This is a genomic window from Nocardioides sp. (assembly GCF_036493135.1).
Taxonomy (GTDB): Bacteria; Actinomycetota; Actinomycetes; order Propionibacteriales; family Nocardioidaceae; genus Nocardioides.
On record NZ_DASXQG010000008.1, the window covers coordinates 1 to 26730 of the forward strand.

Below are 26730 nucleotides of genomic sequence, written 5' to 3' on the forward strand. Positions count from 1 at the left end.
ACCCCCGACGTCGACTTCGAACGACTCACCGCCGTTGTGCGTACTCCCGGAGGAGAGGGCACAGTGGCAGGAGACACCGCCGGACGTTGAGGAGACACATGCAGGACCGGAAGCCGCTGGTCGCCGTGGGCGCGCTCGTGCTCACGGGAGTGCTCGCAGCGTGCGGCAACGGGTCCTCGTCGGGCTCCGCGCAGAGCGGCTCGGGTTCGCCGACGAACGCCACCAAGGACACGTTCTGCCAGTCGTTCAACGACATCGGCTCCGGCACCACTCCCAAGGAGGCTGCCGACACGCTGAGCAAGGTCGGGACTCCGAGCGGCATCGACTCCTCCGCCCGGCGCGGCTTCGTGTTGCTGGTCGACCGGCTTCAGCAGCTGCCGGACAAGACCAACGAGGGCGACATCACCCAGATGGCGCGCGGCCTGACCGGTCAGGACCAGGCCGACGTCACGGCCTTCGTCACCTTCTACGCCCAGGAGTGCCAGGGCCTCCCGACCGACGCGTCGTCCTAGGACTCGCTCACAGCACCGTGGCCGGATGGTCCTCGTCGGTGACCAGCGGCCGCCCCGCGGCGTACCACTCGAGGAGACCGCCCTCGAGGTTGACCGCCTCGATGCCCTGCTGGATCAGGAACCCGGCGGCGTACGCCGAGCGGCTGCCGACGCGGCACACGACCAGGGTCTGGTCGGCGCGCGGGAGCTCGGTGTAGGTCGCGCCCAGCTCCATCAGCGGGACGTGCAGCGACCCCTCGACGTGGCCGGCGCGCCACTCGTCGTCCTCGCGGACGTCCAGCACGAGCAGGCCCTCGGGCAGCGGGTCGGGTACTCCCGAGACGGTGGCACTGGGGATCTCCATAGCCCCTACTTCAGCAGACGGGACAGCCGGCGGTCGGCCAGCGGCTTGCCGCCGGTCTGGCAGGTGGGGCAGTACTGCAGGGCGGAGTCGGCGAAGCTGACCTCGCGCACGACGTCACCACAGACCGGGCACTTGTCACCGGCGCGGCCGTGCACCGCCATGTGGGTCTTCTTCTCACCCTTGAGCTCGCTGGCGGCCAGACCCCGGGACCGCTCGACGGCGTCGCCGAGCTCGTCCTTGATCGCGGCGAACAGCTGGTCCAGCTCGTCAGCGGTCAGGCTGTTCGCCGGCTTGAACGGCGACATCTTGGCCGCGTGCAGGATCTCGTCGCTGTAGGCGTTGCCGATGCCGGCGATCGTGCCCTGGTGACGCAGCACGCCCTTGATCTGGGAACGGCCGGCGTCCTCCAGGATGTTCGCCAGGATGTCGCGGGTGAAGGCGTCGTCGAGAGGATCCGGCCCGAGGCTGGCGATGCCCGGCACGTCCTGCGGCGAGCGCACGACGTACGCCGCGAGGCTCTTCTTGGTGCCGGCCTCGGTGACGTCGAGCCCGCTCTGGTCGTCCAGGACGACCCGGACCGCCAGCCCCGACTTGCTGTTGGGCCGTGGCGGCGTGGTCGGCAGCTCGTCCTTCCACCGGATCCAGCCGGCCCGCGCGAGGTGGAAGACCAGGTGGAGCCCGCTGGCCTCGATGTCGAGGAACTTCCCGTGCCGGGTCACGTCATCGACCAGCGTGCCCTCGAGCGCCTGGACCGGCGGGTCGAACGTCTTGAGCGCGCTGAACGCGGCCAGATGGATCCTGGCGATGGCATGACCGTCGAGCCGGCCCTTGAGATCGAGGGCCAGCGCCTCCACCTCGGGCAGCTCCGGCATGGGTCAAGTATCACCGAGAGCGGTGACAGATCACCGGGGCGGAGGGAGAATCGATCATGGCCACCGCGCGACCGCTGCCCGCGAGTGGGGAGATCTTCCTCGACGCGCGCGGCGCCGACCGCGCCCTGCGGGTCTCGTGGCACTACGACACCGACATGGTCGTGCTCTCGCTGTGGCGCGAGAACGTCTGCACGGGATCGTTCAGGCTGACCGTCGACGAGGTCCCCGAGCTGATCGACCTGCTCCGCACCGGGCTCGACACGGCGTACGCCGTCGCCCGCACCCGCCGGCACAACGTCAGCTGAAAGCCGATCGCCGATCGCCGAGTCGGCAACTCGGCGTGAGATCCGTGCCTCTTGGCGTCGACTCGGCGGGGTCAGCCGTCGAGGTGGCGGTCGGCGAGCTTGCGCAGGACCGGTACCGCGGCCGCGAGGGCCGCGCGCTCGTCGGCGGTCAGGTCGGCGAGCTCCTCGCTGAGCTGGGAGGCGGACTCGTCGCGGAGGGTGTCGAGGGTCTTCCGGCCGACCGGAGACAGCACGATCAGCAGGCAGCGTTGGTCGTCCGGGTCGCGGCGTCGTTCGACCCACCCCGCCTCCTCGAGGATCTCGACGAGCCGGGTCATGCTCGGGGCGGAGATGTTCATCAGCTCGGCCAGGTCGCCCTGGCGGAGGCCGTCCGGGTAGCGGGTCAGCGCAGACAGTGCGGTCAGCCGGGTCGGGGTGATCCCCGACCTGGTGGCGGGTGTGCGCAGGTGATAGGCGAGCCGGCTGACCTCGGTCCGCACCTCGCCGGCCAGCCGGGTGACCTTCCGCGGCGTACCCCCTGTCATGACCGGGCCACCTGGGGCCGCGACGCCTCGACTTCCGGAGCCGGAGCCTCCGGCTGGGCGAAGTCCATCGGTGTCTCGTGCTGGTCGTCGGCATGGACGAACTTCTCTCCCATGAACCATGACGCCGCGGCGGCCACCAGGCACGCCGCGATCGCGAACGCGAAGGCGACGATCAGCCCGTCGTGGAACGGCCCGGAGATCAGCGACGGGAAGAACGTGTGGCCGGTGAGGTAGTGCGCGTCCCCGCTGTGCAGCTGCGCCAGGGTGTGGCTGCCCAGGAGCGACTGCACCGGGTTGTAGCCGAGCAGCGACGCGAACAGCACCGCGACCGGCGGCAGGCCGGCGACCGCGTGCGCCTGCGCCGCCGGTACGCCGTGCGCCGTCAGTCCGGTCTGCATGGTCGCCGGCAGTGACGCGGCCAGCCCGACGATCATCAGCGAGAAGAAGATGCCGATCGAGAGCACCATCGAGGTGTTCTGGAACGTGGTGCTCATGCCGCCGCCCACGCCTCGCCGGTTGGCCGGCAGCGAGTTCATGACCGCGGCCCGGTTGGGCGAGGCGAACAGTCCCATCCCGAAGCCGTTGCAGAAGAGCGCGGCCGCGAACATCCAGTAGGTGAAGTCGACCGGCAGCGCGGCGAACCAGAAGAAGCTGAGCGCCGCGATCAGCATGCCGCCGGTGGCGAACGGGCGCGCGCCGTACCGGTCGGAGAGCCAGCCGGACAGCGGGCCGGCGACCAGGAAGCCGAGGGTCATCGGCAGCATGAAGATGCCCGCCCACAGCGGCGTGGACTCGAACGAGTAGCCGTGCCGCGGCAGCCAGATCCCCTGCAGCCAGATGATCAGGATGAACATCAGGCCGCCGCGACCGAGGCCGGCGAGGAGGCTGGCGAGGTTGCCGAAGGTGAACGCGCGGATCTTGAACAGGTCGAGGTGGAACATCGGGTGCTCGATGCGCGTCTCGATCCAGCAGAAGACCCCGAGCAGGATCACGCCGCCGACGATCGAGGCCAGCACCCACGGGTTGGTCCACCCCATGATGTGGCTGCCGTACGGCTGGATCCCGTAGGTGATCGCGACCAGGACGCCGATCAGGCCGAGGGCGAAGGTGATGTTGCCCCACCAGTCCATGACGTGGTGACGGCGCGGGCTGAGGTCGCGCAGCTTGAGGTAGCCCCACGCCGTACCGAAGAGGCTGAAGGGCACCGAGACCAGGAACACGAGGCGCCAGTCCACCGGGGCGAGCACGCCGCCGATCACCAGGCCGAGGAACGAGCCGGCGATGCCGGCCACCATGTTCAGGCCGAGCGCGAGACCGCGTTGGTCGGAGGGGAAGGCGTCGGTGATGATCGCGCTGGAGTTGGCCATCAGCAGCGCGCCGCCGACGCCCTGCAGGATGCGCATGATGATCAGGTACAGCACGCCGGGGGTCCCGGTGAGCCAGACGACGCTGAGGGTGATCGAGAAGATCGTGAAGATCGCGAAGCCGGCGTTGAACATCTTCACCCGGCCGTACATGTCGCCCAACCGGCCGAACGTGACGACCAGGACCGCGGTCACGACAAGGTAGCCCATGATCAGCCAGAGCAGGTAGCTGGAGTTGCCGGACGCGAGCGGGTCGATCTTCAGGCCGCGGAAGATGTCGGGCAGGGCGATCAGCAGGATCGAGGAGTTGATCGTCGCGATCAGGACGCCGAGCGTCGTGGTGGACAGGGCGATCCACTTGTAGCGCGGTCCGAGGGTGGCGGGAGAGGCTGCGGAGTTCATTAGTTCAAGGGTACTAACGATTTGGGTGACGCGCGCATCGAGTCCACGAAGAGTTCACCCCTCCGTGACCTGGACGTCGCACCTCGCTCATCCGCGTGCGAGAGAAAGGTGCCGCGTCACGACGTACCGATGGCACCATCCGGGCTCCCCGACACGCTCGGGGAGCGCGGTCTTTCTACGGGATCGGCTAGAGAGCCGGATACGGTCCGAGCATGGATCCGATCCGCAACCCGTACGCGCCCGGCGCCGGGCAGCGGCCGCCCGAGCTGGCCGGCCGGAGCGCGCAGCTGGCGGCGTTCGACGTCGTCCTCGAGCGGGTCGCCCACGGTCGGCCCGAGCGGAGCATCGTGCTCACCGGGTTGCGCGGGGTCGGCAAGACCGTGCTGCTGAACGCCCTTCGCTCCGCCGCCGTACGACGCGGCTGGGGCACGGGCAAGCTCGAGGCGCGCCCCGACCAGGGCCTGCGTCGTCCGCTGTCGTCGGCGCTGCACCAGGCGGTCCGCGAGCTCGGGCACCCCGACCAGGACTCGGTCACCCACGTGCTCGGCGTCGTCCGGTCGTTCGCCGAGCGCGACGCCGGGACCAACGCCAAGCTCCGAGACCGCTGGCATCCCGGCATCGACGCTCCGTCCGTCCGCGGCCGGGCGGACTCCGGCGACATCGAGATCGACCTGGTCGAGCTGTTCACCGACCTCGGGGGGCTCGCAGCCGACCGGGGACGCGGGATCGCGGTGTTCGTCGACGAGATGCAGGACCTCGGTCCCGACGACGTCTCCGCGCTCTGTGCCGCGTGCCACGAGATCAGCCAGTCGGGACTGCCCGTGATCGTCGTGGGCGCCGGGTTGCCGCACCTCCCGGCGGTGCTGTCCGCCGCGAAGTCCTACTCCGAGCGGCTCTTCGGCTACCAACGCATCGACCGGCTCGACCGCGAGAACGCCGACCTCGCGCTGCGCGTCCCTGCCGAGGCCGAGGAGGCGGCGTACGACGAGGAGGCCCTTGCCGCGCTGTACGCCGCCACCGGTGGCTACCCCTACTTCATCCAGGCCTACGGCAAGACCGTCTGGGACCTCGCACCCCGCTCGCCGATCAGTGCCGAGGACGTCGCCGTGGCTGCGCCGGAGGCCGAGCGCGAGCTGGCCGTCGGCTTCTTCGGCTCGCGCTACGAACGCGCGACGCCAGGGGAGCGGGAGTACCTCCACGCGATGGCCGACGAGAGGTTCGAGGGCATCGAGTCGGTGCCGACAGCTGACGTCGCCGGCGTCCTGGGCAAGCGGCCCCAGTCGCTCTCACCCGCCCGCGACGCGCTGCTGAAGAAGGGCCTGATCTACTCCGGCGAGCGGGGACGGATCGCCTTCACCGTCCCGCACTTCGGGGCGTTCCTGAGGTCGCGGTGATCGCGGGGGAGGTCAGGACTTCGGCGTCGCCAGCAGGTGCACCACGCCGTTGGCGTACTGCTCGACAGTCGCCAGCTCGAACGTCCCTTCGACCCCGTCGGGGAACACTCGGGGGCCGCCGCCGCGGGTGACCGGGTACATGAACAGGTGCAGCTCGTCGGCGAGTCCGTCCGCGACCAGGCCACGCACCAACATGCCGCTGCCGCTGACGCAGAGGTCGCCGACCTCGTCCTTCAACGCCCGGATCCGGTCGGGGTCGTAGGCGCCGATGATCTCGCTGTTGCGCCAGGTGGCCTCGGTGAGGGTGCCGGAGACGACGTACTTCATCGTGTCGTTGAAGAACGGCGCGCCCGGGTCGTCCTCGACGGTCCGCGTCGACCACGCCGGCTCGAACATCTGGTACGTCGTGCGCCCCAGCAGGATGCCCTGGCAGCCGCCGGTGACGGCGGCCAAGGTCTCGCCCATCTTCGGGTCGAAGCCGAACTCGAAGGTCCACAGCGGGGCGTCGATCACACCGTCGAGGCTCATGAACTCGTGCACGAGGATCTTGCCCATCTCGCCCTCCTGGACCGCTGAGTAGCGACTCCACCCTCGCACGGGCGTGGGCTACTCCCGGAACGTGTCGGCGGCCCCCTGGATCTTCGCGACGTACGCCGTCCACCACTCCACGTCCCCCACATCGCTCTGGTCGCCCCCACCACGACCGTCGACCAATTCCCTCACGATGTCGCAGTGCCCGGCATGATGAGCAGTCTCGTCGAGCACGCGGACGACGAGCTCGCCGAACGTCGTGTCGCGGTGCGCCTCCGGCCACCACGGCACGTGGGCCGGGGCGTCCAGCGCGAGCGTCTCGAACGACTCGTCGCTGTGCTGCCAGGCCCGGTGATAGAGCCCGAGGAGGTAGTCCCGCGACTGGTCGGCGGTCGCCCACATGTCGGCCGACTCCCACACCGAGCCGTCGTCCTCCCACGGCAGGGACACCGGCGACGGCCGGCCGACGCACGCACCGAGGTAGCCGAGCTCGATGCCGGTGAGGTGCTTGACCAGCCCCAGCAGATTGGTGCCCGACGGCACGAGTGGCCGGCGCACGTCGTACTCCGACAGCCCCTCGAGAGAGGCCACCACGTCATCGCGCGACCTCTGCAGATGGCGACGCACGTGGTCGGTCAGGGTCATCACGCTCATCGCCGGGTCAGGTCCTGGTAGTCGGGGTGCCGCCGCAGCCACGCGTTCACGAACGGACACAGGACGGTGACCTTCAGCTCGCCGTCCGCGCGGATCAGGTCGAGCATCTGCCGCGCCAGCGCCGAGCCCACCCCCTGACCCTCGAACGCGTCGTCGACCTCGGTGTGCAGGATCATGATCCCGCCGTCGGTGAGGTCGTACGCCGAGAAGCCGGCGAGCTTCCCGTCGACGTACGCCTCGAACCGCCGCTGCTCCGGGTTGTCCCGTACCTCCACGTCCGCGCTCATGGCGTCGACGCTAGTCCGCACCACCCCCGGTCACGTGCGCGGGGAGGTCCGGCACCGGCCGCCCCTCGGCGACCGCGGCGAAGCGATCCAGGAGGATGTGCCACTCGTTGAACTTCGCGCGTCCGGCGACGTTGCCCGGCGTCCAGCCGCCATGGGCGAAGTGCATCCGGCAGCCGCCGTCGCGCGACTCGAACCAGACGTCGAGCCGGCTGGGGTGCTCGGGGTCCTGGGCGAGCGTGAAGGCCTGCGCGTAGTGCAGCGGCTCGTCCCAGACGAGCACCTCGCCCCAGTGGTACGCCGTCCCGTCGGCCAGGTAGTGAGTCACGAGCCCACCGACGCGGGGTTCGACGACGACCCGCTCCAGCCCTTCGGGCGCATAGCTCCGACCCCACCAGCCGTCGATGTTCCGGGTGAAGGTGTCGAAGGCGTGGGCGGGCGAGCACGCCAGGGAGTACTCCAGCTCGATCGGGCCCGCCGCCTCGGACGGACGCGGATCGACGGTCGGAGCCACCGGCTGGTGGAACAGGATCCGGTTGTGGAACGGGTCGATGACGACCATCACCCGGCCCCAGTCCTCGTCGCGCACGCCGGGATGGGCGTAGTCGTAGGGCCGCGCGTGGAGCTCGGCGTGCAGGGCCGTGACGTCGGCGACCGGCACCAGCGCGGCACCGCCCGGGCTCGCGTCGCCGTGGTGCTCGCTGAGGTGGAGCACCGCGCGACCGCGGCTCACCCGCGCATAGAGCGGGGAGTGGTCGGCGTGCCCGTGCTCCCAGTCGAGGGTGAAGCCCAGATAGCCGACGTAGAACTCGACCGCCTTGTCGCGGTCGAAGATCCTCAGGATCGGGACGGCCGGGCCCTCGGGGGCGTCGTCGCCGGCCGAGGTCGCGGCCAAGGTGTTCCAGTCACGCACGCCGTACTGATGGGCGACGAGCTCGAGGGCGTCGCTGTGGCTGACGCTGAGGTCGCGGGTGGCCAGGTCGGCGCGCAGCCGCTTGGCCATCTGCTTGTGGATCTCGGACATGATGCTGCTTCTCTCCGGCGGACCATCGGGACTCCAGCGGAGTCACGGTGTGTCAGGGGCCTGCGTTGCCTGGATCGGGTCCGCCCGGTGAGGGCGCATCACGGACAGGAAGGGAGCTGCGGGGCATTCACCGTTCCGGGCTTCCGGAGCAGGCGGCCGGCTGCCTCTGGCCACAGCCAGCGTAGCCCCGTGGCAACCGCCCGAGGAAGAGTCGGTGAACACCGCGACGCCGCGCGGCAAGAGCCCCGGTTCGTCGCCATCCATAGGCCAGAATGCAGGCATGAGGCCGCAGGTCGTCGCACACCGCGGCGCGAGCTTCGAGAACGCCGAACACACCCGGAGGGCCTATCTCGAAGCCATCCGCGAAGGGGCCGAGGCCTTGGAGTGCGACGTCCGGCTCACCGCCGACGGGCACCTGGTCTGCGTCCACGACCGCGATCTCCGGCGTACGGCGAGCCTGCGCGGCCTGGTCTCCACGATGGAGCTGGCGGACCTCGACCAGCTCGAGTTCGCGTCCTGGAAGAACCCGTGGGCGGGACTCGACGACGAGGCGGAGGACCCCGACCCCGACCTCGACAAGGTGCTCACGTTGCGCCGGCTGCTCGAGACCGTCGCGGAGGCGGACCGGCCGATCGAGCTGGCCATCGAGACCAAGCACCCCACGCGCTACGGCGGGCTGGTCGAGCGGCGCCTGGTCGAGGCGCTGGCCGACTTCGGCTGGACGGGGGAGGGCAGCCCGGTACGGGTGATGAGCTTCTCCTACGTCGCGCTGCAGCGGATGCAGAAGCTGGCGCCCGGGCTGCGGTTGGTGTTGTTGCTCGAGAAGGCGCGGCACTGGCCGATGCTCAAGCCGATGGTCGAGGAGGGCTGGATCCTCGGGCCGGGCATCGACCAGCTGATGAAGCACCCGAAGTTCGCCGCGAAGATGGGTCGCACCGGCCGCGAGCTCCATGTGTGGACCGTGAACACCGAGGAGGAGCTGGCTCTCTGCCGATCGCTCGGGGTGAGCGCGGTGATCACCGACCGGCCGCGGGCGGTGCTGGGGTGGCTGAACGGCGTACCCACCGCGTGACGGTCTGATCTGGGCACGCGCGGCCTCGGTAGCCTGCGGCATGGCCAAGAAGTCACGCACCAAGGCGCGCGACCGCGTCACCGAGGGCGACATCGGCCCGCGCGAGCCGTGCCCGTGCGGGTCGGGCAAGCGCTACAAGGCGTGCCACGGCTCGAGCGGTGGTGCCTTCGTGGCACGACCGTTCCAGGGGCTGGCCGGCGAGCGGGACCTGGTGGCGCTGCGTGAGTTCGTGCCGTCGGCGACGGCCCCGCTGACCGTGGGCGATCGCACAGTCCTGCTCGGCAGCCTGCTGCCGATGGCGGCACCCGCGATGGTGCGCGACTCCGGCCAGGTGTGGATCGGCCTGCAGGTGCGGCACTCGTTCGGTGACCCCTCCCGCGACCTGGCCGCCGTCCTGGAGAGGGCGCTGGCGACCGACGAGCCCGGCATCGTCGGACTCATCGACCCGCCCGGGCCGGGTGTTCGGTTGCAGGACCTCGTCGCCGACCAGCCGCTGGAGGTGACCGTGCACGACGGCTTCGAGTGGTGGTTGGGTGACGTCGAGGAGCGCGACCAGGCGATGGCCGAGGCCCTGGAGCAGGCGAACGGCGCGGTCGCGCCCACCGCCCGGCTCGGCTCGGTCGATGCGGCGTACTGGGTCGACGCGGGGAGCAAGGAGCACCTGCGCTGGGTGCTCCCGCAGGACGAGACGACTCTGCTCGACGCCCTGGCCAGGCTGCACGCCGCCGACGAGGACTCGATCGCCGAGGGCTCGAAGCTGGTCGGGATGTTCCGTGCGCACGGGCTCCTGGCCCCGGTCTGGGACCTCCCCGCCGGCACCGGAGCGGCCGTGCTCGAGGAACCGGTGGCTGCGTTTCGGATTCGTCTCGAGGAGGCGCTGGCCGAGGGTTCCGACCTCACCTCAGGGGAACGCGCGGCGCGTTCGTTGCTGGCCAGCCAGCAAGTGACCCTGCGCTGACCTGCGACGTTCCGCCCTCGGACAAAAAGGACGCCCGGGGAGGTTGATCCGACGACCGGTCGTTCGCTAGCGTCGCGGACGGCCCGGTCGTTGTTGCCTCCCCCGTCGACATCGACCGGGCCTTCTCATGCCCGTCAGATGTGAGTGTTGCTCCGGCTCTGGGTGGACTGCGCCTGGCGGGGGATGCTCGCGTAGCCCACGCCGGCGTTGTCGGAGCTCTGGTCCTTCGCACGCACGAGCATCCGGCGCCTGCTCGGCCCCGCGGTGGACCAGTCGATCGCCAGCAGCGCCGCCACGAGTACCACGAGCGCGATCACGACCCAGACGATGGCGGCATTCCGTGCCCCTTCGACCGGCATCCCGACGGCGCCACTCACCCACTACCACGAGTACCGGATGCCCATCGGTTGCAAGCGTCACAACAATTCCGGCGGCCCCGCGCGTCCCTTCAGCATGAGGTGGCGGTCTGCGGCAGTGCTCGCGGCCGTTGTCGTCCTGGCGGGATGCGGCTCGCACGAGCATGCGAATCCATCATCGGCTCCCGTCCAGACGGCTCACCCCGCCACCAGCGGCCACGTCGTCGGCGACCCGCCGAGGATCCCGTGGTGGTCGCGCGGCCTGCTCCACGTCGACGGTCGCACGATCCGCACACCACTGTCCCGGGTGGTGGCCGCCGGCCCGACCACCCTCGTCGGCGACGACAGTGACCACGGGAGCACGTGGAGCCGTGTGGTGGGGAGGCGGCTCGTCCTGCTGTTCGCGACGACCTCGCAGGCAGTGGTGCCGAGCGTCTCTGCGGACGGTGACCACGTCGCCTGGGTGAGCTCGCACGAGCTCGAGCGGTACGACGAGAACACGACGCGCACCGCCTTCACGGTCGTGGAGTACGACGTGCGCCGGGCGCACCGGATCGGTTCCACGACGATGACGACACGCGTCACCTGCTGCGACGCCGACGGGGTCGTCCGAGCCATCGGCGTGGACACCGACGGCGCCGTCGTGCTGGACGTCGTCGGCGGCTCTTCGTGGCTGTGGCGACCGGGCCGCCCGCCGGTGCACGTCCCGCTGCCCCACGACCAGTGGCTGGACGGGTCGGACCAGTGGCCGCACGGCATCATGTTCACGTTGCGCAGCGACGGGGCGGGCCCTGCGGCGTTCGCACGGGTCGACTGGCGTGGGCACCTGCGCCGGGTGGGTCGGGTGCCGGTCGCATCCCTGGGCATCTGGTCGCCGGACGGCACGACGTACGCCTATCTGCCGAAGGCCCCCGGTGCGCGGGCTCGCGTCTGGACCGCGAGCGGGGCCCGCCCGTTGGCGGCACCACGGAACGCTCAGGTGCTCGCCTGGGAGTCGCCGACCTCCGTCCTGCTGTTCTCGGGCGACCTCGACATCGCTCCGGTGCAGGTGGTGCGCTGCGACACGTCGACCGGCACCTGCGAACGGGCAGGAGTGCCCCTCCGGCATGCGCACCTACCGGAGTCGCTGTTGCACTGACCCGGCCTCAGCCCGGGCTCAGCCCAGCGGGTCGCGCTCGATCGGGCAGCTCATGCAGCGCGGGCCACCGCGCCCGGAGCCCAGCTCGGAGCCGGCGATGCGCACGACCTCGATGCCGGCCTCCTCGAGACGCGAGTTGGTCTCGTCGTTGCGCTCGTAGGCCACGGCGACCCGGGGCGCGAGAGCGAGGGTGTTGTTGCCGTCGTCCCACTGCTCCCGCTCGGCGGTCACCGGGTCGAGGCCGGTGTCGATCTGGTGCAGGGTGTCGATCTCCATCGCCTTGGCGGCCGCCACCAGGAAGTGCTCGGCGTCGGCGACATGGAGCTCGAGGTCTGAGTCACCAGGCCCGGCGGTCCCGTCGACCATGGTGACGGCGTACGCCGTGAGGGTGTCCGCGACGTTGGGGTACATCACCACCTTGTCGACGTCGACCATCGTGCACACGGTGTCGAGGTGCATGGTCGCCCGCTCCTGGGCGATCGGCACCGCGAGCACGGTGTGCGCCAGCCCGGCGGTGAACACCTCGCGGGCCAGCTGCTCGGCCCCCGCGGGCGTCGTCCGCTCGCCGACGCCGATCGCCAGCACCCCCGGTGCGAGCAGAAGGACGTCACCGCCCTCGACGTGCTCGTTGCGCCAGCCGTGCAGACGCGGCGCGTCGGAGAAGCGGGGGTGGGAGCCGTAGATCAGCTCGGTCAGCTGCGTCTCGCGTGCCCGGGCGGGCATCGCCAGCGACGTGATCGTCACCTGGTCGCGCACCCACACCGACGAGTCGCGGGTGAACAGCAGGTTGGGCAGGGGGTCGATCAGGAAGTCGTCGTGGGGAAGGAGGGAGGTGACCAGGCCGAACCCGCCGCGTACCTCGTCGTTGCGGACGCCGGCGGTCAGGTGGGTGGTCAGCTCCTCCGGCGAGGACTCGTGCAGCATCGGGCCGAGCCAGCGCCGCATGGTCTCGCCGAGGTGCAGGCTTCCGAGGGCCGTCTCGATCGCCCGCTCGCGGGCGTCCACGTCGGCGAAGGTCTCGGTCAGGAGGTCGGTCAGGTAGACGACGTCGACGTCGCGCTCGCGCAGGGCCGCGGCGAACGCGTCGTGCTCGTCCTGTGCGCGTGCCACCCACGGGATGCCGTCGAAGAGCAGCCGGTCGTTGTTGCGCGGGGTGAGCCTGGTCAGCTCGGGACCGGGCCGGTGGAGCATGACCGTGCGCAGACGGCCGACCTCGGAGTCGGCGCCGGCCGGGCGCCCCGCGACGCGGTCGCCGGGGGTGGGTGTGGTCGACATGGGGCGCACTTTAGGGCACGGCTCCCACCCCTGGTCACCCCGCGACGACCTGGTACGCCGTGACCCCCGCGAGCAGGAAGCACACCGCCGATCCGACGTAGTGGATGGTCGACAGCCGTAGGTAGCGCAGCAGGAAGCGCCCGGCCACGACCGCGAGTCCCGAGACGACCAGCAGTGCACCCCAGGCGCCGATGAAGACCGACACCGCATCGTGATAGCGGCCGACGAGGCTGATCGTGAGCAGCTGCGAGAGGTCGCCCCACTCGGCCGCGAACAGCACCACGAAGCTGGCACCGACGGCCGCCAGCCCGGACTTGGGCGAGGCCGCCTTCGCGGCGTACTCCTCCTCGGTCGCGGCCTCCGAGGCGTCGGCCTTGGGTGCCTCGCGGAGCAACAGGATCGCGCCGGCCAGGAAGATCAGGCCGGCCACGATCTCGACGATGCGGTGTGGCAGGAGCGTCACGAGCCCGCCGACCGTGCATGCGATCAGGGTCTGGATCAGGAAGGCCAGGCCGACTCCGACCCACACCGCGAACGGTCGGTAGCGGGTGGAGAGCACCAGCGCGGCGATGAATGTCTTGTCGGGGAGCTCGACCAGGAAGATCGCCCCGAACGCGATCCCGATGACGGCCAGGTCCACTGGTCGAACCTAGCGGGTGGCATTTGCGCAACGTTCACCCCGGCACCCGTTGCCAGTGTCGGTGTGCGGGTGTTGAGTCGTCCTCGGGGTCGACCACCCATCCACAGGGGAGCAGCAACGATGACGAAGTTCGAGCACTACGAGCAAGGCACGCCGAGCTGGATCGAGCTGATGACGCCCGACCAAGCTGCGGCCCAGACCTTCTACGGCGACCTGTTCGGCTGGTCGTTCGACGATCACGACATGGGCGAGATGGGGCACTACTTCATCCCCAAGGTCGAGGGCGACGAGATCGGCGGGATCAGCGGCCAGATGCCGGGCATGGAAGGTCATCCGGCGTTCTGGGGCGTCTACCTCGCGGTCGACGACGTGGACGCCGCGACCGCGAAGGTGGAGCCCGCGGGCGGGAAGGTCGAGGCCGGACCGTTCGACGTCAACACCAATGGCCGGATGTCCGCGATCCAGGACCCCACCGGGGCGCGCGTCGGCCTGTGGCAGGCCCGCGACACGATCGGCACCGAGCGAGCCAACGAGCCCGGCACCCCGACCTGGAACGAGTGCGTGACCCCCGACGTGCCGACGGCGGTGAAGTTCTACGCCGAGGTGCTCGGCATGGGCAGCGAGGACGTGGACTTCGGGGAGATGGGCACCTACACCGTGCTCACCAACACCGAGGGCCGGCAGATCGGCGGCGCGATGAACCCGCCGATGGAGGGCGTCCCGCCGCACTGGAACGTGTACTTCAACGTCGCGGACGTCGACACCAGCGTCGCCAAGATCGTCGACCTCGGCGGTGCCTCGGTCGCGCCGGCGTTCGACGCACCCGGTGTCGGACGGATGGCGATGGTCGCCGACCCGCAGGGTGCGAACTTCTGGGTGATGTCCAACCCCGCACAGGAGTCCGAGTAGACGGTCCGGGACCGGTCCGAGCTCAGCCGGCGCGGAACGAGTCGGCGGGGTAGACCCCGAGCACCTTCACCTCGGTGGTGAAGAAGGCCAGCTCGTCGAGCGCGCGTCGTACCGGAGGGTCGTCGGGGTGCCCGTCGACCTCGGCCAGGAACTGGGTGGCGGTGAACTCACCGCCGACCATGTAGCTCTCGAGCTTGGTCATGTTCACGCCGTTGGTCGCGAAGCCGCCCAGCGCCTTGTAGAGGGCGGCGGGCAGGTTCCGCACGTTGAAGACGAAGCTGGTCACCACCGGGCCGTTGCCCCGGGGGGCCTGCTCGAAGTCGCGGGAGAGGACCACGAACCTCGTGGTGTTGTGGTCCTCGTCCTCGACGTCGTCGAGCAGCACCTCGAGGCCGTAGATCTCGGCGGCCAGCGGCGGTGAGATCGCGGCCTGCGTCGGGTCACCGGCCTCCTTTACCTCCCGTGCCGCGCCGGCGGTGTCGCCCGAGATGACCGGGGTGAAGGCGTGCTCGCGGATCACCCGGCGGCACTGACCCAGCGCATGCACGTGGCTGTGCACGGTCTTGACACCGTCCAGAGTCGCGCCCGGGATGCCGAGCAGGGCGAACCGGATCCTCAGGAAGTGCTCGCCCACGATGTGCAGGGGCGAGGTCGGCAGGAAGTGGTGGATGTCGGAGACGCGGCCGGCCACGGAGTTGTCGATCGGGATCATCGCCAGGTCGGCCTCGCCGCTCTCGACCGCGGCGAAGCAGTCCTCGAAGCTCGCGGTCGCGACCGGCTCCAGGTCCGGGAAGCGCTGCTGGCAGGCGAGGTGCGAGTTGGAGCCGGGCTCGCCTTGGTAGGCGATCCGGTGTCGCGCATCTGCGGCGATGGGGGTACTCACGCGCGTCAGTGTCACATGTCGGCGGCCGACGCGATTACGCTCGTTCAGCGTGTGGATCCTCGACATCGTCGCGCTCATGGTGGCCCTTGCGGCCGCCGCGCTCGCGGTCGTCGCGCTCCGCCGCCAGACGGCGGGCCGTCACCCACCGGGTGCCGACGCGCTCCCGGAGGATGTGCAGGGTCTCCGGCAGGAGGTCGCGGCGCTCCGGGTCGAGGGGGGCGACGCGCTCCGGCACCTCGCGGTCGTCCGGTACGACGCGTTCGGCGACATGGGCGGGCACCTGTCGTGGTCGCTGGCGCTGCTCGACGACTCCGGCGACGGCGTCGTCCTGACCTCGATCCACGGCCGCTCCGACGCTCGCACGTACGCCAAGGGCATCACCTCCTGGACCTGCGAGCAGCAGCTGTCACCCGAAGAGGATGAAGCCATCGCGCACGCCCGTCCGTAGGCTCTGGTTCCAGGAGGCCCGTGGAAGGTCACGACTCGGCCACGGTCGTCACGGCAGGCAACTCAGACAGCTCGCGAGACGTCCTTCCTGATGACGGGTACTCGGGGAATCAGGGGACGCGATGGCCACGACACGCGCACCAGGTACGGGCATCGGACCAGGGGATGCGGGGAAGCACGGACGACGATCGGCGGTGATCGCCGCGGTCGCACTGGCCGGTGCCGCGATCGTCGTTCCCTTCGCCCTGCACGGGGCGCATCACAGCGGGGCCGAGGCCTCACCGGCAGCACCGGTCGCCCAGCCGTCTCCCGCCCCGGCGGTCCACCACGCGGGCACCAACAGCCGGCTCGGTTCGCAGGCCGACCTGCCGCCGCTGCTCCCGTCGGGGCGGCCGACTCTTCAGGACGGCGCACAGGTGCGGGTCGGCGACATCACCGAGGGCACGCTGCGTCATACGCCGGGGGGTTGGCAGGTCCTCGTCCGGTGGGACGGCCGTCTCCAGCCGCTGCCCACCCAGGGCCCGGTCGCCCTCGGCGCCACCTCGTGGGTCTCGGCCTCCGGCGCCCTCTACACGCGGGTCCCCACCGACACCCCCGGCCGGTTCCGCGTCTTCACCTGGGACCCCGAGGGCGGTACGGCGTACACCCCGCCCGCTCTGGTCTCCAGCGAGCTCGGGCAGGTCTGCTTCGACAAGACCTTCACCGCGTTCGGCGACTGCCGCGTCACCGAGTAGAGCGACCGTCGCGGACGTAGGGCACCTGCTAGCGCGGGACCCGCACCAGCACCCGGCCGTGGAGGCAGGTCATCCGGAGCTCCTTACCGGCGCCGAGCGGGTCGCCGTCGAGCTGGCGGGGTGTGGGTGAGGCCGCGCGGATCGTGACCGTGCGGCCGCGCATCCGGGCGATGGTCTCGTCCGTGCGGGGCCGCTTGGCGAGCACCCGGAACGCCAGGGGGAGCCACGAGACGAAGCGCTTGGGGTACAGCAGCACCACGTCGAGCAGGCCGTCGTCGATCGCGGCGTCCGGGAGCAGTGGCATCCCGGCCTGGAGGAAGCCGACGTTGCCGACCACGACGGTCCGGGCGCGGTGTCCGGTGAACTCACCGTCGTCGACGGAGATCTCCATCCGCACCACGGGGCTCATCAGAGCCTTGACCCCGGAGAGCAGGTAGGCGACCCAGCCGACCTTGGCCTTGATCTGCTCGTTGACCCCTTCCATGATCGCGGCGTCGAGCCCCATCCCGGCCATCACCATGAAGTGGGTGTCCTCCATGTCGTCGCCGGACACCTCGACGAGGTCGATCGCCTGGTCCTGGCCGGTGAGCGCGACATCGATCGCGGCGCGGAGGTACAGCGGAATCGCGAGGTTGCGGGCGAGCAGGTTCCCCGTCCCGGCCGGGATGATCCCGACCGGGATCCCGGTCCCCGCGAGCTCCGCGCACACCTCTCGGACGGTGCCGTCGCCGCCGCAGACCAGCACCAGGTCGGCCCCGCCGACGGAGGCCGCCTCGGCCATGCCGGTGCCCGGGTCCTCGACGGTCGTGTAGTGCCACGTCGGCCGTGACCAGCCCGCCTCCGCGGCCATCGCCGCCAGGATCGAGCGGAACTGACCGACGTCCTCGAGCTTGGACGGGTTGACCACCACGGCCAGCTTGCGGTCGGACGGCACCGACTCGGTCAGCGGTACGGCGGACTCGGCATGACTGCGCGGCAGCGGGCTGTAGATCACCAGCCAGAACAGCACCACGCTCGCGCCGAGCAACCAGCCGGCGAGCACATCGGTCGGGTAGTGCCGGCCCAGGAGCACGCGGTCGGCCCCGACCACCAGGGGCAGCAGCACCGCAGCGGCGCAGACGGCCCGCCGCGGGTTGCCGCGCCGGATCAGCATCGTCGCCAGCACGATCACGACACCGGCGAACGCCGCCGTACTGGCCGAGTGTCCGGACGGGAAGGATCGGGAGGTGAGCTGTCCGACCGGGTCCTGCCACACCGGCCGACTGCGCCCGTAGAGCGCCTTGATCCCGGTGAAGAGGACGCTGGTGGTGACCATCACCAGAACCGTGTAGATCGCCGCCCGATGATGGTTCCGTATCCACAGCGGTACGGCGACCAGCAGCGTGAGGATCGTCATGCCGAGGCCGGCGAACGCCGCCTCGATCCCGCGCAGCACGTTCACGAACGCGTGCGACTGCCGCGCCCAGCTCTCCGCCGAGCGCCCGAAGTCGTCGAACCCGATCAACGGCGCCCGGTCGAGGTGCACGAGGACCGCCAGCACCGCGAACAGCACCGCGCACACCACGGCCCAGGCCAGGATCACGGGGCGTTGGCGCTCGAGCACGCGCGCCAGTATGCCGGGAGCCCCGCCGCCGGACCCCACCCGCGTGAGCGTGTGGAACTGCCGTGCTCGACCGCACCGCCCGCGGATAGCCTTACGACGTGATCGACCCGAAGGTGCTGCGAGAGGACCCCGACCGCGTGCGAGCCGCTCAGGCCAAGCGCGGGCTCTCCGACGACGTCGTGGACCGAGCCCTGGCCGCCGACTCCGCCCGCCGTAGCGCCATCACCGCCTTCGAGGCCAGGCGGGCCGAGCAGAAGCAGCTCGGCAAGCAGATCCCGCAGGCGCAGGGTGACGAGAAGGCCGCACTGCTGGCCCGCACCAAGGACCTCTCGGCCGAGGTGAAGGCGGCCGAGGCGGAGCAGACCGAGGCCGAGGAGGCCTGGCGCCAGGCGATGCTGGACATCCCCAACCTCGCCGCGGACGAGGCTCCGGCCGGCGGTGAGGAGAACTTCGTCGTCCTGGAGACCGTCGGCACGCCGCCGGAGTTCGACTTCGAGCCCCGCGACCACGTCGAGCTCGGCCGGATGCTCGGCGCCATCGATCTCGAGCGCGGCGCCAAGGTGTCGGGCTCTCGCTTCTACTTCCTCACCGGGGTCGGCGCACAGCTGGAGTTCGCACTGATCAACATGGCGTTGGACATGGCCCGCGCCAACGGGTTCATCCAGGTCACTCCGCCGTCGCTGGTCAAGCCGCGGGCCATGGAAGGCACCGGGTTCCTCGGCCAGGCCGCCGACGACGTGTACCGGATCGAGGGCCAGGACCTCTACCTCGTCGGTACGTCGGAGGTCCCGATGGCGGCGTACCACTCCGACGAGATCCTCGACGCCACGACGCTGCCGCTGCGCTACGCGGCGTTCAGCCCGTGCTTCCGCAAGGAGGCCGGCTCGCACGGCAAGGACACCCGCGGCATCTTCCGGGTGCACTGGTTCGACAAGGTCGAGATGTTCGTCTACACGACGCTCGAGGAGTCCTTCGCCGAGCACCGGCGGCTGCTGGAGTGGGAGAAGGAGTTCCTCGACAAGCTCCAGCTCTGCTACCGCGTGATCGACGTCGCGGCCGGCGACCTCGGGCTCTCGGCGCAGCGCAAGTTCGACTGCGAGGCCTGGATCGCCAGCCAGGGGCGCTACCGCGAGCTCACGTCGACCTCCAACTGCACCGACTTCCAGACGCGACGGCTCGACACCCGCGGCCGGTTCCCCGTGGACGGCAAGGACGGCGAGATCGGGCCGATCGCCACCCTCAACGGCACCCTCTGCTCGACCAACCGCCCGATCATCGCGCTCTTCGAGACCCACCAGCAGGAGGACGGATCGGTGCGCGTGCCCGAGGCGCTGCGGCCCTACCTCGGTGGGCTCGAGGTGCTCAAGCCGGTCACGCAGTGACCTACGACGACGGATGGCGGCCGAAGCTGGTCGCCCTCGACATCGACGGGACTCTCCTGAAGTGGATCGAGGGCGTCGGCACGACGTACGAACAGATCAGCCCACCCGTGTACGCCGCGGTGCACCGGGCCCTCGACGCCGGCGTCCACGTCGTGCTGGCCAGTGGCCGCTCCCCGCACGGCATGACCAACGTGGCCGACCTCCTGGACCTCCACGGCGACGGTGAGCAGCTCTGGGTGGTGGCCAGCAACGGCGCCGTCGTGTTCCGCTACCCGCCGATCGAGGTCGTCCACGAGGTGACGTTCGACGCGGCGCCCGCGGTCCGCGCCGTGCTCCAGGAGCACCCTTCGGCGCTGGTCGCCGTCGAGGAGCGCGGCGTGGGATACCGCGTCAACCGACCGTTCCCCACGGGCGAGCTCTCCGGCGAGTTCACCATGGCCGACGTCGCCGATCTCGTCGCCGTGCCCGTCAGCCGCGTGATCATCCGTGACCCCGACGCGACCGCCGACGACTTCGTCGCACTCGGCGAGCGCCTCGGCCTCCAGGGCACCGACTACATCGTCGGCTGGACCGCCTGGCTCGACCTGGCGCCGGTCGGCGTCAGCAAGGCCTCGGGCCTGGAGTACGTCGCGCGCGAGCTCGGCATCGACGCCTCCGACGTCCTCGCCATCGGCGACGGGCGCAACGACATCGAGATGCTCCAGTGGGCCGGCCGCGGGGTCGCCATGGGCCAGTCGATCGACGTGGTCAAGGAGTCCGCGGACGCGGTCACCGCCTCGGTCTACGACGAGGGGGCCGCCCGGGAGCTCGACCGGTACTGGCCCCCGGCGTGAGCGTGCCGCGCCTGGTCGCCACGGACCTCGACGGCACCCTGCTCGACGACGAGGGCATCCTCAGTGAGCGCTCGCAGGACGTGCTACGCCGGGTGCAGGAGCTCGGCGTCCGCGTCGTGATCGTGACGGCTCGACCACTGCGCTGGATGGACGAGCTCTGGGCCCGGGTCGGCGGTGGCCGCGGTGTCGGCATCGTCTCGAACGGCGCGATCACCTACGACATCGGCAGCCGCGAGGTGCTCGACCACCACGGCATCCCGCCCGAGGTCGGTCTGCCGATGGTCGAGGCGATCCGCGAAGCGGCGCCGGGCACCGCGATCGCCCTGGAGTGCCTGGGTGGGTTCCGACACGAGCCGGCGTACGTCGACATGCATCCGACGCCACCGGACATGCGCGTGGGCGACCTGGCCGAGATCTGGGACGAACCGGCCGTGAAGGTGCTGGCCCAGCACCTCACCCTGGACCCCACGGACTTCCGGGCGCGGGCGATCGACGCGGTCGGCGAGGTCGCGACCCCGACCTGGACCACCGATCGCCTGATGGAGATCAGCGCGGTCGGCGTCACCAAGGGCGGCGCCCTGGCGGCGCTGTGCGAGCGCCTCGGCGTGGGCGCCGATGAGGTCGTCGCGTTCGGTGACATGCCCAACGACGTGCCCATGCTGACCTGGGCGGGATCGTCGTACGCCGTCGCCAACGCTCACGAGTCGGTGCTGGCCGCCGCCGACCACGTGGCCCCGCGCAACACCGAGGACGGCGTCGCGGTGACCCTCGCCGGGCTTTACGGGCTGTGATGTGATGGCCCGGTGACCCACTCGGTACGACGCGCCGTCGGCGCCGCGATCTCCGCGGCGCTGGTCGGTGGTGCGCTGCTGGCTGCGTCGCCGCCTGCCCAGGCCCGCGCCCTCGCGCCGTGTCCGAAGCAGAGCCTCAACAAGCAGATCAAGGGGGCCGATGTGGTGTTCCGCGGTGTGGTCGACAAGGTCCGGCCGGTGCACGGCAAGGGCGACCTGCGCATGCGCACCTACAAGGTGAAGGCCGACCGGGTCTACCAGGGGTCCCTGGTCACCGACGCAGTCGTGGTGACCGCCAAGGTCGGCAGCGCCTGCCCACCCCCGACGCTCGCGCAGAGCAAGCGATACATCTTCTTCGTCACCGAGGAGGGCTCGCGGCTGGTGTCGACCTCGGCGACCGCCAAGGCGACCAAGAAGCTCACCGACCAGGTGGTCGCCAAGCTCGGCAACGGCGCCCAGCCCCAGCCGCCACCACCCGCCACCGCCCGGTTCACGTTGGTCGCGGACGCCTCGCCGCCCGGCCTGTCCCGGCTGCTGGCACCCGGCGCGGCACTGCTGATCCTGAGCCTGCTCGGTCTGCTGGTCGTCGCCACGATCGGCCGGCGTACGCCGTAGGAGACGAGGGCCGCGTGAAGCGTCGGCGCCTCGGTCAACCCGGTGGTCCCGAGACCCGACCGAGGCGCCACGCCTCCCCCCCGGAAACGCGGTGGGCACGAGGTCTGGGTGCTCACCGCACCCTATCGCCGGACCGACCCTGCGTACACCCGATGCGCGTAGGGTGGTCACGATCCATTGCAGGTCCCCTGGGAAGCGGGTTGACGTGGACACGCACGACGACCACACCCCGGCTGACGCTGGTGGAGACCGCGTCTCATGGACGGCGGCGCGAGCCGCGATGGCCGACAGCGTCGCCGATCCCTCCCTGTCGGGCCCCGCCGCCGGACTGCAGCGCGTCTGCCGAGCCGCCACCTCGTCGCTCGGCCTCATCGGCGCCGTCGTGCATCTCATCACCGGCGAGCGCGAGGCGCTCGTGGCGAGCTCCGACGACGCAACCCGGCGGCTCGGTGAGCTGCCCTTCGAGGTCGGCGAGGGCCCCTGCTTGGAGGCCTTCGCCCTGGCCCGCCCGGTCCTCGTGCCCGACCTCCTGCTCATGGGCCGGTCCCGATGGCCCGGCTACCTCTCCACCTTGGACGGGTACGGCCTGCGCGCGTCGTACTCCTTCCCGCTCCACGTGGGTGCGCTGCGCCTCGGAGTCCTCGACCTGTACGGCGCCAGCGCGAGGTCCCTGGCTCCGGACGAGCTCTCGTTGGCCCTGGTGTTCGCCAGGGTCGCCACCGACACCCTGCTGACCGGAGCCGACGGGTCGTCCGTGGGATTGCTCGACGACCCCCAGCTGGGCGCGATGGACGGACGCCTGGAGGTCCATCAGGCGCAGGGCATGGTGACGGTCGACCTCGGAATCGACCTGGCAGAGGCGTTGGCACTGATGCGCGCCCACGCGTTCAGCCGTGACCTCGCCCTCCTCGAGCTGGCGCGTCGCATCCTCGAGGGCGAACGGTTACCCGGGCCGGAGGACGACTGAGATGCGCACCTGGGCACCGGAACCTACGCTGAGGACGAGAGAAGGAATTTCGCGATGATCAGCACCAGCCGTCTGTCAGACCTGTTCGTGGAGGTCGCCGACACACTCGTCGACGATTTCGACCTCATCGACTTCCTCCACCACGTGGCGACCAACGCAGCCGAGATCACCTCGAGCACAGCCGTGGGTCTCATGCTCGACGACCATGCGGGGAACCTGAGATTCATGGCCGCGTCGAGCGAGGACGCCCGTCTGCTGGAGCTGTTCCAGCTCCAGAACTCCGAGGGGCCGTGCCTCGACGCCCACGACACCGGGGAGGAGGTGGCCGACATCGTGATCGAGGAGTCGATGGAGCGCTGGCCGGTCTTCACCCCCCGGGCGATCGAGCTGGGCCTGCGTTCTGCCCACTGCTTCCCCCTGCGCCTGCGCGACCAGGTGATCGGGGCGATGAACACCTTCCGGGCCGACGCCTCGCCCATGAGTCAGGAGGAACGCCGGGTCGCCCGCGCCCTGGCCGACCTGGCGACGATCGGCCTGATGCAGGAGCGCGCGCTGAGAAGGGCCGAGGAGCTGACCGAGCAGCTGCAGTTCGCCCTCAACAGCAGGATCGTCATCGAACAGGCGAAGGGTGCCGTCGCCCGGACTCTCGAGATCGGCGTCGACGATGCCTTCGGGGTCCTGCGTGCCTACGCCCGCCAGCATCGACTGCGGCTCACCGACGTGGCGCGCAACGTGGTCGCGGATCGTGCGGCGCTCCAGGCCCTCGTCGACTCCGCGACCTGATCCGGCCGGGACTGGCCCCTAGAGGTACATCCCGCTCTGGCCCGGCTCGGGCGTCGACTCGTCCTGCTGGCCGGGCACCCCGGGTGGCTGCCCGGGAACGCCCCGAGCCGGGACGCCCGGCAGGGCGCGACGCATCTGCTCGAACTGTGCACGCGCCGACACCTGCTGGGCGTAGATCGCGGTCTGGATCCCGTGGAACAGGCCCTCGAGCCAGCCGACCAGCTGCGCCTGGGCGATCCGCAGCTCGGCGTCCGAGGGCGTCGCGTCCTCGGTGAACGGCAGCGACAGCCGCTCCAGCTCCTCGACCAGCTCGGGCGCAAGCCCGCTCTCGAGCTCCTTGATGGACGAGCGGTGGATCTCCTTGAGGCGGTTGCGGCTGGCGTCGTCCAGGGGCGCCGACTTCACCTCCTCGAGGAGCTGCCGGATCATGCTGCCGATCCGCATCACCTTCGCCGGCTGCTCCACCAACTCGGTGAGCTCACGCAGGTCGTCACTGTCCTCGTCCTCGGTGGGCCGGCTCACCGTATCGGCCGGTACGGCGACGGGCTGGCCGTCGGGGCCGACGACGATCACGTGCTGCTGTCCGGACTGCTCCTCGGTCATGGCGCCCACCCTACAAACGCGGCGTGAGTAGCGGGCAGGTCAGGCGACCAGCAGGATCTTTCCGGTGCTCTCGCCGCTCTCCATCAGGCGGTGCGCTTCGGCCGCCTCCGCGAGCGGGAGCGTCCGGCTGACGACCGTACGGATGGTGCCATCGACGACCAGCGGCCAGACGTGCTCCGCCACGGCGGCGCAGATGGTGGTCTTCTCGGCGACCGGACGACCGCGCAGGTTGGTCGAGATCACCGCGGCGCGCCTGCGCCACAGAGCGCGGATATCGAGCTCGGCCTTCGTTCCGCCCTGGAACCCGATCACGACGAGGCGTCCCTCGACCGCCAGGGCCTCGACGTTGCGGGCGAGGTAGGAGGCGCCCATGTTGTCCAGGATCACGTCTGCCCCGTGACCGTCTGTCACCTCTCGGACGACCTCGACGAAGTCCTGATCGCGGTAGTTGATCGTGACCTCCGCGCCGAGCTCGGTGCAGAGCGCGAGCTTCTCGGCCGAGCCGGCGGTGGCGAACACCCGGGCACCGAGCGCAGCCGTGAGCTGGATCGCGAAGGTCCCGATGCCACCGGCTCCGCCGTGCACCAGGAACGTGTCACCCGACCGGAGCCCGGCCACCATCAACACGTTGGACCACACGGTGGCCGCGACCTCGGGGAGCCCTGCGGCCGTGACGAGGTCGACGCCGGCGGGCTTCGGCATGACCTGTCCGGCGGGGACCGCGACACGGGTGGCGTAGCCCCCACCCGCCAGCAGGGCGCAGACCTCATGGCCCACCTCGAGCCCTTCGACCGACGTACCCACCGCGGCCACCCTGCCGCTGCACTCCAGCCCGAGGATCTCCGAGGCTCCGGGCGGAGGTGGGTAGTGACCCTGCCGCTGGTGGAGGTCAGCACGGTTGACCGCGGTGGCCACGACGTCGATCAGGACCTCTCCGTCAGCCAGATCGGGATCCGGGACGTCGGTCAGCTCCAGCACCTCCGGGCCACCGGGCTCCCGGGGCAGGACCGCCTTCACTCGTCGAACTCGTCGTCGCTGTGGTCGACACCGGTGTCATCGGGGACGTCGTCGTCGACATCGACCGGGTCGGCCGCTCCCGGGGGGCGGTCCCATCCCTCGGCCAACGACTGGGCCCGGGCGGCCAGGCGCTCGACCTCCTCGACGTTCGCGTCAGCATGTCCGGCGGCATACCCGAGCAGGTACGTCGACACCGGCGCGGCCGGCCGGACGACGTTGTCGGCGACCACCTTCGCCAGGTCGAGGACGAGTGCCTCGTCGACCTCCGTGTCGATGTCGAGGACGTCACAGAGCTCGTCGATCCAGTCGTGCAGGTTCACGGTGCCCAATCTTTCGAAACGGCGGCTGACCTTCAAGTCCGATCGGGCCTCGCCACGCCAGGAGGTTCGTCTCCCGACAGCCGGAGCACGTCCTCCCAGGTGTCGATGTCCTCGGCCTCGCCCTCGATCGCCGCCACGTCGCGGACCGTGCCGGCGGTCATCAGCCGCCTCATCGGACCGTCCTGCGCGTCCTCCGACGGCGGGACGAGCGACGGCCGGACGGCACCGGCCAGCTGGCGACGTCCCTCCGAGTCGGTCAGCCAGGCGGCGTCCACGTCCTCGTCCTCGGCCGCCGCCAGGATCCGGGCGATCGTTCCGGCGGTGACGTGAGGCATGTCGACCGCCAGCACGACGACCAGGTCGTGGCTGAGGGTGAGCGCCGCGACGCCTGCCGCGGTCCCCGCCAGCGGGCCGCCACCCGGAGGATCCTCCCGGGCGAACCTCACCGGGCCGGCCATGCCGACCTCCGAGCCGACCTCCGGCCCGGCCTCCGGTCCGACCACGATGATCTCGGACGCGCCGGCGACCGCGTCGAGGGCACGCATGAGCAAGGAACGGCCGGCATGCTCGAGCGACCCCTTGTCGATGCCGCCGAGCCGCGCGGCCGTGCCACCGGTCAGGATCACCGCGGCCCAGGTCACAAGGTGAATGGTGGCAGGCTTGGCCCATGCAGGTGGTGTTGGTGCAGGAGGCCTCGTCGCTCGATCCCGCGGACAACCGCGCCCGGCTGGAGTCGGTGGTTGCCGAAAAAGCCGACCTGGTCGTCCTGCCCGAGGCGTTCGCCCGCGACTTCGGCGAGCCCGGCTCCGACCTCGCGCCCTACGCCGAGCCGCTGGACGGGCCGTTCGTGACCGCGGTCGAGCGGGTGTCGACCGAGCGGGGTACGACGATCGTCGCCGGGATGTTCGAGCAGGCCGCCGGCACGCCGTACAACACCGTCGTCGTGCGCGGGGGCGCGCATGTGGACTACCGCAAGATCCACCTCTACGACTCGTTCGGGTACAAGGAGTCCGACGTCCTCGCCGCGGGGCCGATCGAGCCCGCCGTGTTCGACCTCGACGGCACGACGGTCGGCGTGATGACCTGCTACGACCTGCGCTTCCCCGAGCTCGCACGCCGTCTGGTCGACGCCGGGGCCGAGGTGCTGCTGGTCCCGGCGGCCTGGGTCGCGGGCGAGCGCAAGGTGTACCACTGG

General features: G+C 70.7%; 33 protein-coding genes. 16 read left to right on the plus strand and 17 right to left on the minus strand.

Features of this window, described 5'->3' with window-relative positions; genetic code table 11:
- The first annotated feature begins 98 nt into the window (after positions 1–98).
- The gene (locus VGJ24_RS01035) at positions 99–512 is read left to right on the plus strand and encodes a hypothetical protein (RefSeq protein ID WP_331498580.1); all 414 of its coding nucleotides are present in this window, start codon (positions 99–101) and stop codon (positions 510–512) included.
- Between the two features lie 7 nt (positions 513–519).
- Here the strand turns inward: VGJ24_RS01035 and VGJ24_RS01040 are convergent, their stop codons facing one another.
- Positions 520–855 carry a rhodanese-like domain-containing protein gene (locus VGJ24_RS01040; protein WP_331498581.1) on the minus strand — a complete coding sequence of 112 codons (336 nt, stop codon included), beginning with the start codon at positions 853–855 and terminating at the stop codon, positions 520–522.
- Positions 856–860: 5 nt separating this feature from the next.
- Positions 861–1727, minus strand: a complete 867-nt coding sequence (locus tag VGJ24_RS01045; protein ID WP_331498583.1) for an Fpg/Nei family DNA glycosylase — start codon at positions 1725–1727, stop codon at positions 861–863.
- A 56-nt stretch (positions 1728–1783) separates the two neighbouring features.
- Here VGJ24_RS01045 and VGJ24_RS01050 point away from each other — a divergent pair, with 56 nt between their 5' ends.
- The gene (locus tag VGJ24_RS01050; RefSeq protein WP_331498584.1) at positions 1784–2032 is read left to right on the plus strand and encodes a hypothetical protein; all 249 of its coding nucleotides are present in this window, start codon (positions 1784–1786) and stop codon (positions 2030–2032) included.
- A 71-nt stretch (positions 2033–2103) separates the two neighbouring features.
- On the opposite strand, the gene VGJ24_RS01055 is transcribed toward VGJ24_RS01050, so the two are convergent.
- Positions 2104–2556, minus strand: a complete 453-nt coding sequence (locus VGJ24_RS01055; protein ID WP_331498586.1) for a MarR family transcriptional regulator — start codon at positions 2554–2556, stop codon at positions 2104–2106.
- Entirely contained in the window at positions 2553–4322 is a 1770-nt protein-coding gene (locus tag VGJ24_RS01060; RefSeq protein WP_331498588.1) for an MFS transporter, read from the minus strand. Before VGJ24_RS01060 ends, VGJ24_RS01055 begins: the two co-directional genes overlap by 4 nt.
- Positions 4323–4534: 212 nt before the next feature.
- Between VGJ24_RS01060 and VGJ24_RS01065 the strand changes: the two genes are divergently transcribed.
- Positions 4535–5716 (plus strand): ATP-binding protein, encoded by a 1182-nt coding sequence (locus VGJ24_RS01065; protein WP_331498590.1) that lies wholly within the window; start codon positions 4535–4537, stop codon positions 5714–5716.
- 12 nt (positions 5717–5728) lie between these two features.
- Here the strand turns inward: VGJ24_RS01065 and VGJ24_RS01070 are convergent, their stop codons facing one another.
- Genes VGJ24_RS01070 through VGJ24_RS01085 form a run of 4 tightly spaced genes read right to left on the minus strand, consistent with a single transcriptional unit; the run spans position 5729 to position 8209 of the window.
- Positions 5729–6271, minus strand: coding sequence for a dihydrofolate reductase family protein (locus VGJ24_RS01070; protein ID WP_331498591.1), 543 nt, complete (start codon positions 6269–6271; stop codon positions 5729–5731).
- Positions 6272–6322: 51 nt separating this feature from the next.
- Positions 6323–6901, minus strand: a complete 579-nt coding sequence (locus tag VGJ24_RS01075; protein WP_331498592.1) for a DinB family protein — start codon at positions 6899–6901, stop codon at positions 6323–6325.
- On the minus strand, positions 6898–7188 hold the full coding sequence (locus VGJ24_RS01080) for a GNAT family N-acetyltransferase (protein WP_331498593.1): 291 nt from the start codon (positions 7186–7188) through the stop codon (positions 6898–6900). Before VGJ24_RS01080 ends, VGJ24_RS01075 begins: the two co-directional genes overlap by 4 nt.
- Positions 7189–7198: 10 nt before the next feature.
- Complete coding sequence (locus tag VGJ24_RS01085) at positions 7199–8209, minus strand: glyoxalase superfamily protein (RefSeq protein ID WP_331498594.1); 1011 nt, start codon at positions 8207–8209, stop codon at positions 7199–7201.
- Positions 8210–8489: 280 nt separating this feature from the next.
- On the opposite strand from VGJ24_RS01085, the gene VGJ24_RS01090 reads away from it, so the two are divergent.
- Together VGJ24_RS01090 and VGJ24_RS01095 are read left to right on the plus strand one after the other, a co-directional pair.
- The gene (locus tag VGJ24_RS01090) at positions 8490–9281 is read left to right on the plus strand and encodes a glycerophosphodiester phosphodiesterase family protein (protein WP_331498595.1); all 792 of its coding nucleotides are present in this window, start codon (positions 8490–8492) and stop codon (positions 9279–9281) included.
- 40 nt (positions 9282–9321) lie between these two features.
- Complete coding sequence (locus tag VGJ24_RS01095) at positions 9322–10239, plus strand: DUF5926 family protein (RefSeq protein ID WP_331498596.1); 918 nt, start codon at positions 9322–9324, stop codon at positions 10237–10239.
- A 134-nt stretch (positions 10240–10373) separates the two neighbouring features.
- Here the strand turns inward: VGJ24_RS01095 and VGJ24_RS01100 are convergent, their stop codons facing one another.
- On the minus strand, positions 10374–10556 hold the full coding sequence (locus tag VGJ24_RS01100; protein ID WP_331498598.1) for a hypothetical protein: 183 nt from the start codon (positions 10554–10556) through the stop codon (positions 10374–10376).
- A gap of 136 nt (positions 10557–10692) precedes the next feature.
- Between VGJ24_RS01100 and VGJ24_RS01105 the strand changes: the two genes are divergently transcribed.
- On the plus strand, positions 10693–11733 hold the full coding sequence (locus VGJ24_RS01105; RefSeq protein ID WP_331498599.1) for a hypothetical protein: 1041 nt from the start codon (positions 10693–10695) through the stop codon (positions 11731–11733).
- Between the two features lie 18 nt (positions 11734–11751).
- Here VGJ24_RS01105 and VGJ24_RS01110 read toward each other — a convergent pair whose 3' ends face one another.
- Entirely contained in the window at positions 11752–13008 is a 1257-nt protein-coding gene (locus VGJ24_RS01110) for an arginine deiminase (RefSeq protein ID WP_331498600.1), read from the minus strand.
- A gap of 34 nt (positions 13009–13042) precedes the next feature.
- Positions 13043–13648: a TMEM165/GDT1 family protein gene (locus tag VGJ24_RS01115; protein ID WP_331498602.1), complete on the minus strand. Its 606-nt coding sequence runs from the start codon at positions 13646–13648 to the stop codon at positions 13043–13045.
- A 120-nt stretch (positions 13649–13768) separates the two neighbouring features.
- Here VGJ24_RS01115 and VGJ24_RS01120 point away from each other — a divergent pair, with 120 nt between their 5' ends.
- On the plus strand, positions 13769–14557 hold the full coding sequence (locus VGJ24_RS01120; protein WP_331498604.1) for a VOC family protein: 789 nt from the start codon (positions 13769–13771) through the stop codon (positions 14555–14557).
- Between the two features lie 22 nt (positions 14558–14579).
- On the opposite strand, the gene VGJ24_RS01125 is transcribed toward VGJ24_RS01120, so the two are convergent.
- Complete coding sequence (locus VGJ24_RS01125; protein ID WP_331498605.1) at positions 14580–15440, minus strand: prephenate dehydratase; 861 nt, start codon at positions 15438–15440, stop codon at positions 14580–14582.
- 49 nt (positions 15441–15489) lie between these two features.
- Between VGJ24_RS01125 and VGJ24_RS01130 the strand changes: the two genes are divergently transcribed.
- Both VGJ24_RS01130 and VGJ24_RS01135 read left to right on the plus strand, forming a co-directional pair.
- Positions 15490–15888, plus strand: coding sequence for a DUF4446 family protein (locus VGJ24_RS01130; protein ID WP_331498606.1), 399 nt, complete (start codon positions 15490–15492; stop codon positions 15886–15888).
- A gap of 193 nt (positions 15889–16081) precedes the next feature.
- A complete protein-coding gene (locus VGJ24_RS01135; RefSeq protein ID WP_331498607.1) occupies positions 16082–16621 on the plus strand; it encodes a hypothetical protein in 540 nt (179 codons plus the stop codon).
- Between the two features lie 28 nt (positions 16622–16649).
- Here VGJ24_RS01135 and VGJ24_RS01140 read toward each other — a convergent pair whose 3' ends face one another.
- The gene (locus VGJ24_RS01140) at positions 16650–18224 is read right to left on the minus strand and encodes a diacylglycerol kinase family protein (RefSeq protein ID WP_331498608.1); all 1575 of its coding nucleotides are present in this window, start codon (positions 18222–18224) and stop codon (positions 16650–16652) included.
- Positions 18225–18322: 98 nt separating this feature from the next.
- On the opposite strand from VGJ24_RS01140, the gene serS reads away from it, so the two are divergent.
- From serS to VGJ24_RS01170, 6 genes are all read left to right on the plus strand, one after another.
- On the plus strand, positions 18323–19606 hold the full coding sequence (gene serS / locus VGJ24_RS01145) for a serine--tRNA ligase (protein WP_331498609.1): 1284 nt from the start codon (positions 18323–18325) through the stop codon (positions 19604–19606).
- A complete protein-coding gene (locus VGJ24_RS01150) occupies positions 19603–20439 on the plus strand; it encodes an HAD family hydrolase (protein WP_331498611.1) in 837 nt (278 codons plus the stop codon). The genes serS and VGJ24_RS01150 overlap by 4 nt, the downstream gene beginning before the upstream one ends.
- A complete protein-coding gene (locus tag VGJ24_RS01155; RefSeq protein ID WP_331498612.1) occupies positions 20436–21230 on the plus strand; it encodes a Cof-type HAD-IIB family hydrolase in 795 nt (264 codons plus the stop codon). The genes VGJ24_RS01150 and VGJ24_RS01155 overlap by 4 nt, the downstream gene beginning before the upstream one ends.
- 12 nt (positions 21231–21242) lie before the next feature.
- Positions 21243–21845 carry a hypothetical protein gene (locus VGJ24_RS01160; RefSeq protein ID WP_331498613.1) on the plus strand — a complete coding sequence of 201 codons (603 nt, stop codon included), beginning with the start codon at positions 21243–21245 and terminating at the stop codon, positions 21843–21845.
- Between the two features lie 205 nt (positions 21846–22050).
- Positions 22051–22812, plus strand: a complete 762-nt coding sequence (locus VGJ24_RS01165; protein WP_331498614.1) for a GAF and ANTAR domain-containing protein — start codon at positions 22051–22053, stop codon at positions 22810–22812.
- A gap of 54 nt (positions 22813–22866) precedes the next feature.
- The gene (locus tag VGJ24_RS01170; RefSeq protein ID WP_331498615.1) at positions 22867–23595 is read left to right on the plus strand and encodes a GAF and ANTAR domain-containing protein; all 729 of its coding nucleotides are present in this window, start codon (positions 22867–22869) and stop codon (positions 23593–23595) included.
- A gap of 18 nt (positions 23596–23613) precedes the next feature.
- Here VGJ24_RS01170 and VGJ24_RS01175 read toward each other — a convergent pair whose 3' ends face one another.
- The 4 genes from VGJ24_RS01175 to mobA are packed head-to-tail and all read right to left on the minus strand — an operon-like array spanning position 23614 to position 26176.
- Positions 23614–24198 (minus strand): bacterial proteasome activator family protein, encoded by a 585-nt coding sequence (locus tag VGJ24_RS01175; protein ID WP_331498616.1) that lies wholly within the window; start codon positions 24196–24198, stop codon positions 23614–23616.
- A gap of 39 nt (positions 24199–24237) precedes the next feature.
- Positions 24238–25215, minus strand: a complete 978-nt coding sequence (locus VGJ24_RS01180) for an NAD(P)H-quinone oxidoreductase (RefSeq protein ID WP_331498617.1) — start codon at positions 25213–25215, stop codon at positions 24238–24240.
- Positions 25212–25535: a DUF6457 domain-containing protein gene (locus tag VGJ24_RS01185; RefSeq protein WP_331498618.1), complete on the minus strand. Its 324-nt coding sequence runs from the start codon at positions 25533–25535 to the stop codon at positions 25212–25214. The genes VGJ24_RS01180 and VGJ24_RS01185 overlap by 4 nt, the downstream gene beginning before the upstream one ends.
- Positions 25536–25567: 32 nt before the next feature.
- Complete coding sequence (mobA, locus tag VGJ24_RS01190; RefSeq protein WP_331498619.1) at positions 25568–26176, minus strand: molybdenum cofactor guanylyltransferase; 609 nt, start codon at positions 26174–26176, stop codon at positions 25568–25570.
- A gap of 26 nt (positions 26177–26202) precedes the next feature.
- Here mobA and VGJ24_RS01195 point away from each other — a divergent pair.
- Positions 26203–26730, plus strand: a 528-nt coding sequence (locus VGJ24_RS01195; RefSeq protein WP_331498620.1) for a nitrilase-related carbon-nitrogen hydrolase, incomplete at its 3' end; no start/stop codon positions are given.

Coding starts and splice junctions, on each gene's coding strand:
- VGJ24_RS01035 (WP_331498580.1), top strand. CDS start 99: ATGCAGGACCGGAAGCCGCTGGTCGCCGTGGGCGCGCTCGTGCTCACG.
- VGJ24_RS01040 (WP_331498581.1), bottom strand. CDS start 855: ATGGAGATCCCCAGTGCCACCGTCTCGGGAGTACCCGACCCGCTGCCC.
- VGJ24_RS01045 (WP_331498583.1), bottom strand. CDS start 1,727: ATGCCGGAGCTGCCCGAGGTGGAGGCGCTGGCCCTCGATCTCAAGGGC.
- VGJ24_RS01050 (WP_331498584.1), top strand. CDS start 1,784: ATGGCCACCGCGCGACCGCTGCCCGCGAGTGGGGAGATCTTCCTCGAC.
- VGJ24_RS01055 (WP_331498586.1), bottom strand. CDS start 2,556: ATGACAGGGGGTACGCCGCGGAAGGTCACCCGGCTGGCCGGCGAGGTG.
- VGJ24_RS01060 (WP_331498588.1), bottom strand. CDS start 4,322: ATGAACTCCGCAGCCTCTCCCGCCACCCTCGGACCGCGCTACAAGTGG.
- VGJ24_RS01065 (WP_331498590.1), top strand. CDS start 4,535: ATGGATCCGATCCGCAACCCGTACGCGCCCGGCGCCGGGCAGCGGCCG.
- VGJ24_RS01070 (WP_331498591.1), bottom strand. CDS start 6,271: ATGGGCAAGATCCTCGTGCACGAGTTCATGAGCCTCGACGGTGTGATC.
- VGJ24_RS01075 (WP_331498592.1), bottom strand. CDS start 6,901: ATGAGCGTGATGACCCTGACCGACCACGTGCGTCGCCATCTGCAGAGG.
- VGJ24_RS01080 (WP_331498593.1), bottom strand. CDS start 7,188: ATGAGCGCGGACGTGGAGGTACGGGACAACCCGGAGCAGCGGCGGTTC.
- VGJ24_RS01085 (WP_331498594.1), bottom strand. CDS start 8,209: ATGTCCGAGATCCACAAGCAGATGGCCAAGCGGCTGCGCGCCGACCTG.
- VGJ24_RS01090 (WP_331498595.1), top strand. CDS start 8,490: ATGAGGCCGCAGGTCGTCGCACACCGCGGCGCGAGCTTCGAGAACGCC.
- VGJ24_RS01095 (WP_331498596.1), top strand. CDS start 9,322: ATGGCCAAGAAGTCACGCACCAAGGCGCGCGACCGCGTCACCGAGGGC.
- VGJ24_RS01105 (WP_331498599.1), top strand. CDS start 10,693: ATGAGGTGGCGGTCTGCGGCAGTGCTCGCGGCCGTTGTCGTCCTGGCG.
- VGJ24_RS01110 (WP_331498600.1), bottom strand. CDS start 13,008: ATGTCGACCACACCCACCCCCGGCGACCGCGTCGCGGGGCGCCCGGCC.
- VGJ24_RS01120 (WP_331498604.1), top strand. CDS start 13,769: ATGACGAAGTTCGAGCACTACGAGCAAGGCACGCCGAGCTGGATCGAG.
- VGJ24_RS01170 (WP_331498615.1), top strand. CDS start 22,867: ATGATCAGCACCAGCCGTCTGTCAGACCTGTTCGTGGAGGTCGCCGAC.
- VGJ24_RS01175 (WP_331498616.1), bottom strand. CDS start 24,198: ATGACCGAGGAGCAGTCCGGACAGCAGCACGTGATCGTCGTCGGCCCC.